This is a genomic window from Asticcacaulis sp., assembly GCF_051956075.1.
In the GTDB taxonomy this organism is placed as follows: Bacteria; Pseudomonadota; Alphaproteobacteria; order Caulobacterales; family Caulobacteraceae; genus Asticcacaulis.
In genome coordinates this window covers 1-4,616 of the sequence record NZ_JBQCGA010000023.1, presented here as the reverse complement: position 1 = coordinate 4,616, position 4,616 = coordinate 1, and the positions used below count along the sequence as shown (strand labels likewise).

General features: G+C 60.7%; 5 protein-coding genes. 2 read left to right on the top strand and 3 right to left on the bottom strand.

Annotation, left to right across the window (positions count from 1 at the left end):
- Window positions 1-496, top strand: a 496-nt coding sequence (locus ACTHLA_RS06270) for a hypothetical protein (protein WP_440186325.1), incomplete at its 5' end; no start/stop codon positions are given.
- Here ACTHLA_RS06270 and ACTHLA_RS06265 read toward each other — a convergent pair.
- The 3 genes from ACTHLA_RS06265 to ACTHLA_RS06255 all read right to left on the bottom strand — a co-directional run bounded on the left by ACTHLA_RS06265 (window position 477) and on the right by ACTHLA_RS06255 (window position 4,131).
- Complete coding sequence (locus ACTHLA_RS06265) at window positions 477-2,453, bottom strand: alpha/beta hydrolase family protein (RefSeq protein ID WP_440186323.1); 1,977 nt, start codon at window positions 2,451-2,453, stop codon at window positions 477-479. The two genes, ACTHLA_RS06270 and ACTHLA_RS06265, sit on opposite strands and share 20 nt — an antisense overlap.
- Before the next feature lie 75 nt (window positions 2,454-2,528).
- Window positions 2,529-2,843: an L-rhamnose mutarotase gene (gene rhaM / locus ACTHLA_RS06260; RefSeq protein ID WP_440186321.1), complete on the bottom strand. Its 315-nt coding sequence runs from the start codon at window positions 2,841-2,843 to the stop codon at window positions 2,529-2,531.
- Between the two features lie 10 nt (window positions 2,844-2,853).
- On the bottom strand, window positions 2,854-4,131 hold the full coding sequence (locus tag ACTHLA_RS06255; protein ID WP_440186319.1) for a rhamnogalacturonan acetylesterase: 1,278 nt from the start codon (window positions 4,129-4,131) through the stop codon (window positions 2,854-2,856).
- Window positions 4,132-4,256: 125 nt separating this feature from the next.
- Between ACTHLA_RS06255 and ACTHLA_RS06250 the strand changes: the two genes are divergently transcribed.
- Window positions 4,257-4,616, top strand: a 360-nt coding sequence (locus tag ACTHLA_RS06250; RefSeq protein ID WP_440186317.1) for a hypothetical protein, incomplete at its 3' end; no start/stop codon positions are given.

Here is a 4,616-nt window from a genome sequence, read left to right as displayed (position 1 = left end):
GAAACGTCAGGTCGGCATGGGCTGGTTCGAGCTGACCACCTTCACCTTCCACATCCCCGCCGGATCGCGCCTTAACGCTGAACTGGCCGTGGTCTTCATGGCCGTCATGACCGTGTGCGGCCTGATCCTCGCGCAATGGGGTCAAAAAGGCGAGCCGCTCGACGCGGACGAACGGCTCGTCCTCGGCATGGGCCTCGTCCCGCTGATGATCCCGCGCCTGCTCGATTACGACATGGTGCTGATCGTCCCCTACGCCGCGCTTCTGATCAGCCTGATCCAGCGCAACGCGCCCAGGGCGCTCAGCGTCCCTCTGTCATGGCTGTTCACCGGCTGGCTCGGCTACGGGATCGTCACCTACGCTTTGAATATCCATAGCTGGCACAGAACGCCGATGGACATGCTGCTGTTCGGCCTCATGACCGTCGCCGCATCCCTGATCGTCGCCGCACGCCGACTGGGCACGACCGGGTCCGCGCCTAAACCGGATTATGCTTGAGAATAAAGGCGGTAATCGTCTTCATCATATCGGTGCGGGCCGATTCATTGGTTTCCCAGTGGTCTTCGTGATCGTACTGCACGAAGGTCACATCCTTACCCGCCGCCTTCATCGCATCCGCCATGCGGCTGCTCTGGCTGAATTCGACAACCGTATCGTCCTTGCCATGCACGATCAGCACGGGGATCGACACCTTGTCGATATGCTTGATCGGCGAAATCTCATCCAACTTCGTCACATCGCCAAGGAAGCGCTTGAGATAGCGATAACTGGCCGGCTCAACCACATCCCCGCCCGCCGGACGTTCCGAATCAAGCAGGGCCTGCACATCGGAAATCCCCGCCACATCGACCGCGCACTTGTAAACGCCCGTATCCAGCGTCGCGCCCGCCAGCGCCGCATAGCCGCCATAAGACGCCCCGACGATACAAACACGCTTCGGATCGACCAAACCCTGCGCCGCAAGAAAGCGCACCCCATCGCTCAGATCGGTCTGCATCTTGCGTCCCCACTCGCCATATCCGGCCTGCAGGAATTTCAGCCCATAACCGCTGGAGCCGCGGAAATTGGGCTGCAACACCGCGTAACCCAGCGTGGCGTAGGTTTCGGCCTCGGAATCCAGTCCCAGCCCGTCACGATATTGCGGCCCGCCATGTGGAAAGACGACCAACGGCAGATTTTTCGCCTCGCGATTGGGCGGCAGAGTCAGATAGGCTTCAATCTCCAGCCCATCGGCGGCCTTGTAGGTGATCGCCTGCTTTTCCGCGATCCATTCCGCCGGAATCTGCGGGTAAAGCTCGCCGACGGTAATGGTTTTGCCCTTATTGAAGTCGATATAGTAGAAGGTTCCGGCGTCATCCGCGCCTTCTGTGTACATGATGATCTGGTTGGGGTCTTTACCGCGGTCCATGACGGACACCCGATAGCCGTCCGCCGCCGCCTTCGCCTTGTCCTCGATCGCCTGACGCGCCGGATCGAAATAGGTGTGATGCGACCAGCCGTCATAATAGGACCAGCCGATATGCACATAGGTGTAGGGATCAAACAGCGGCGAACGATTGAGCGGATCGGCCAGCAGCGGCGCCGATAGCTGCCCGTCCGGCGAGAGTTCGTAATAGTTCTGGCTGTCGCCCTCGGTTTCGGGTGGCATCGAGATCAGCAAAGACTTGCCGTCCCGGGCCAGTCCCCAGAGGCCCGGCGAGTCCAGGTCAGCGTCGCGTCGCAGGATTTCCTTCCAGAAGCCGCCATTGCGATATTCCAGCCACCAGGTCCGGCGCTTCTGATCATAGCTGGTCCTGGCGATCAGATCGCCCTGTCGGCTCAACAGCCAGCCTTCCGTGTTCCATGTGCCGCGATCGAGCACGGAAAACCGGTCAGGATTATCCAGATCGAAGCCGTAAAGACAAACCCCATCCCCGGCCTGCGTTCCGGCCACGGGGACGCTGGCGGCGGCAAGCGAGGCGACGCCAGCGCGTTCAATGCGATGCACCCCGCCTAAGACGAAGCTCTTGAAGCCCTCGACGCGGCTAAACAGGGTGTTGATCTTGATTGTATCCAGATTGTAGACGGTCTTAATGTCAAAGGTCGTGCGTCCTCCGGCGAATATGTCCTCCTTGCCCGTGGCGAAGGTCGAGATCAGCAGGTGCTTATCATCAAGCCAGGTAATGTCGTCAACCTTGGCGGTCCCGATGTCGATCGGCTGCACCTTATTGGTCACAAGGTCGATATCGAACAAGGTCTTGCGTCCGCCGGATTCGCGCAGGAAGGCCAGCCGCGCGCCATTATCCGCCAGCGAAATCTGCTCAATCGCCGGCGATTTCGCCCACATGTCCGGCGTCGGCGCAGGCGGTAGGCCAGCGCTGGCGTTTTGCGCGCGGACGAGTCCCGGCAGGGCCAGCGCGCCGGTCGCGACGCTCGCAGCGGTCAGAAAATAACGGCGTGATATGAATTGGCGCATAGGCGTCCCCCCTGTTGGCCCGGATGGAACGCTATGCCGACTTGCAAAGATGCGCAAGCGGTATCTGATGATACCTTACGCCATATAAAACACCGGCTTTAACGCCACCTGCACCGGCGAATTGTCGGGGTTCGTATCCATGATATCGGCCATATAGGCCCACCATTTTTTCATCACCGGATGCTCCGGCAGTGAGTCCAGCTTGTGATCTTCCGTGCGCTTGAGAACCCCGAACAAGGTCAGAGACGCCGGATCGAGGAAGATCGAATAATCCGACACGCCCGAGTCGTGCAGCAGATTGGACAATTCAGGCCAAATCTCATCATGACGACGCTGATATTCGGCTTCAAAGCCGGGCTTTAACTTCATCGTAAAAGCAATTGTTTCCATGAGAGAATCCTTACTTTAAAGGCACGGGTTCAGCGCCCTGATCGACCTTTGCGCGCATGATCGGCCAGTCGGCAGGCGTGATGACAAAAGCTTTCGGGTCGGGCGGATAGACCGGATCGCAGGCGGGCAGATCACTGGCCGCCTTGATGTCGAGGCCAGGCAGGGCGCTTAAGTCGCGCGCAACGAAACAGGCGATCTCATAAGCCCCATAAGCATTATGATGCGTCTTTTCGCGGTGATTGTCCGCGAACGCCCAGGCCGCCATCTCCGGCCCCAGCGCCTCATAAAACTGCGTCGTCTGCCGGGTCAGATCGATCAGCGGCACGTTCAGCCGCCCGGCCACGTCGCGCACCGCGTCGTCATAGCCCGCATGGCTGTTCTCGATCACCGGGCCTTTGAAGATGCGGCGCGCCACCGGCGTGACCAGCACCGGCAGGCCGCCATGCTGGCGCACATCGGCGACGAAGGCCGATAACCAGGCCGGATAGCTCTGATCGAAGGCCGCATAGGTGCGCGGCCACTGCTTCTTCTCGTCATTATGCGCAAACTGGATCAGCACCACATCGTTGGGCCGCACATCGCCGAGCAGCTTGTCCCAGCGCAGCGAAGTGACGAACGACTTCATCGTCTCGCCAGAGCGCGCATGATTGGCGACGCTAAGGTCCGGCGACAGCATGCGCGGCAGCATCTGGCCCCAGCTCGCGTAATCGCCGCTGGCCTGATCGGTGACGGTCGAATCCCCGGCTAGCAGCACGCGCCTCGCCTGCACCGGCGTCACCGTAATGGCGTCAAGGGCGGGCGACGGGCCGCTGAAGCTGAGCGTCAATCGTCCGTCCCAGTCGCGCCCCAAGGCATCGTCGCCGCGCAGGCGCACCGAGGGCGGCGAGGGGTCCGTCTCCTGCTCCACCAGTACCGTGTCCCGCACATTGACGGTAAAGCTTAAGGTCTTCGTCTGCCCGGCCTTGAGATCGACCGGATCGGCCAGCAGGCGGCGATCCTCGGCCCAGATACTGGTGCGGCTGGCCGTCCTGCCCCCAAGCGTGACGGTGACGCGGTAATCACCGGGCGCCGCGGCTACCGAAAAAGCCTGCTCATTGCCGCCCGTCAGCGAGGTGAAGCCATAGCCTCTGGTCTCGTCCCACGGCTGACCCGGCGCGACCTGAACCGTATCGCTGGCGGCGGTTTTACCGGTGAAGGTGAAGCTCTGGGCGGCGGCGGAAGAGGCGATCATGCTGAGACTGAGGGCGATAACCGCCAGGACCGGTCCACGGTGATCAAATTTGATCATATTTCGCGGCGCTCCGGGTCTAAAAGGCGCAATTTTGATTGATTTTGATATTTTCCATTGATAAGCCACCCTGTCAATGGCAAATTCCGCCAGCATAAACAGCTAAAAAACAGACGAGGGTACAGGTGGCGAAACGGCTGCAAAAAGGTGTTGGACTGGTCAGTCTGTTCGGGCTGATGGCCGCGTCCGCCAGCATGGCGCAGACCCAGAGCGGCGACGCGATGCTCGACGCCATGGGCCTGAACAACCAGAAGGCGGCGACGGAAAGCCACGCCGACCTTGTGCCGGTCAAACCTTTGCGCGGCCCGACCACCTATGTGATGTCGGCCTTCAACGCCACCTCCGAAAACAAGCTGTCCATCTTCACCTCCTATGACGGCGTGACCTACACCTCGCTGGCCGAGGAAGCCTATACGCCGCCGAGCGGCCTGCTGCGCGATCCGTCGATCATCCGCGCCTCTGACGGCGACTATTATGTCGTCTAT

Coding starts and splice junctions, on each gene's coding strand:
- ACTHLA_RS06265 (WP_440186323.1), bottom strand. CDS start 2,453: ATGCGCCAATTCATATCACGCCGTTATTTTCTGACCGCTGCGAGCGTC.
- rhaM (WP_440186321.1), bottom strand. CDS start 2,843: ATGGAAACAATTGCTTTTACGATGAAGTTAAAGCCCGGCTTTGAAGCC.
- ACTHLA_RS06255 (WP_440186319.1), bottom strand. CDS start 4,131: ATGATCAAATTTGATCACCGTGGACCGGTCCTGGCGGTTATCGCCCTC.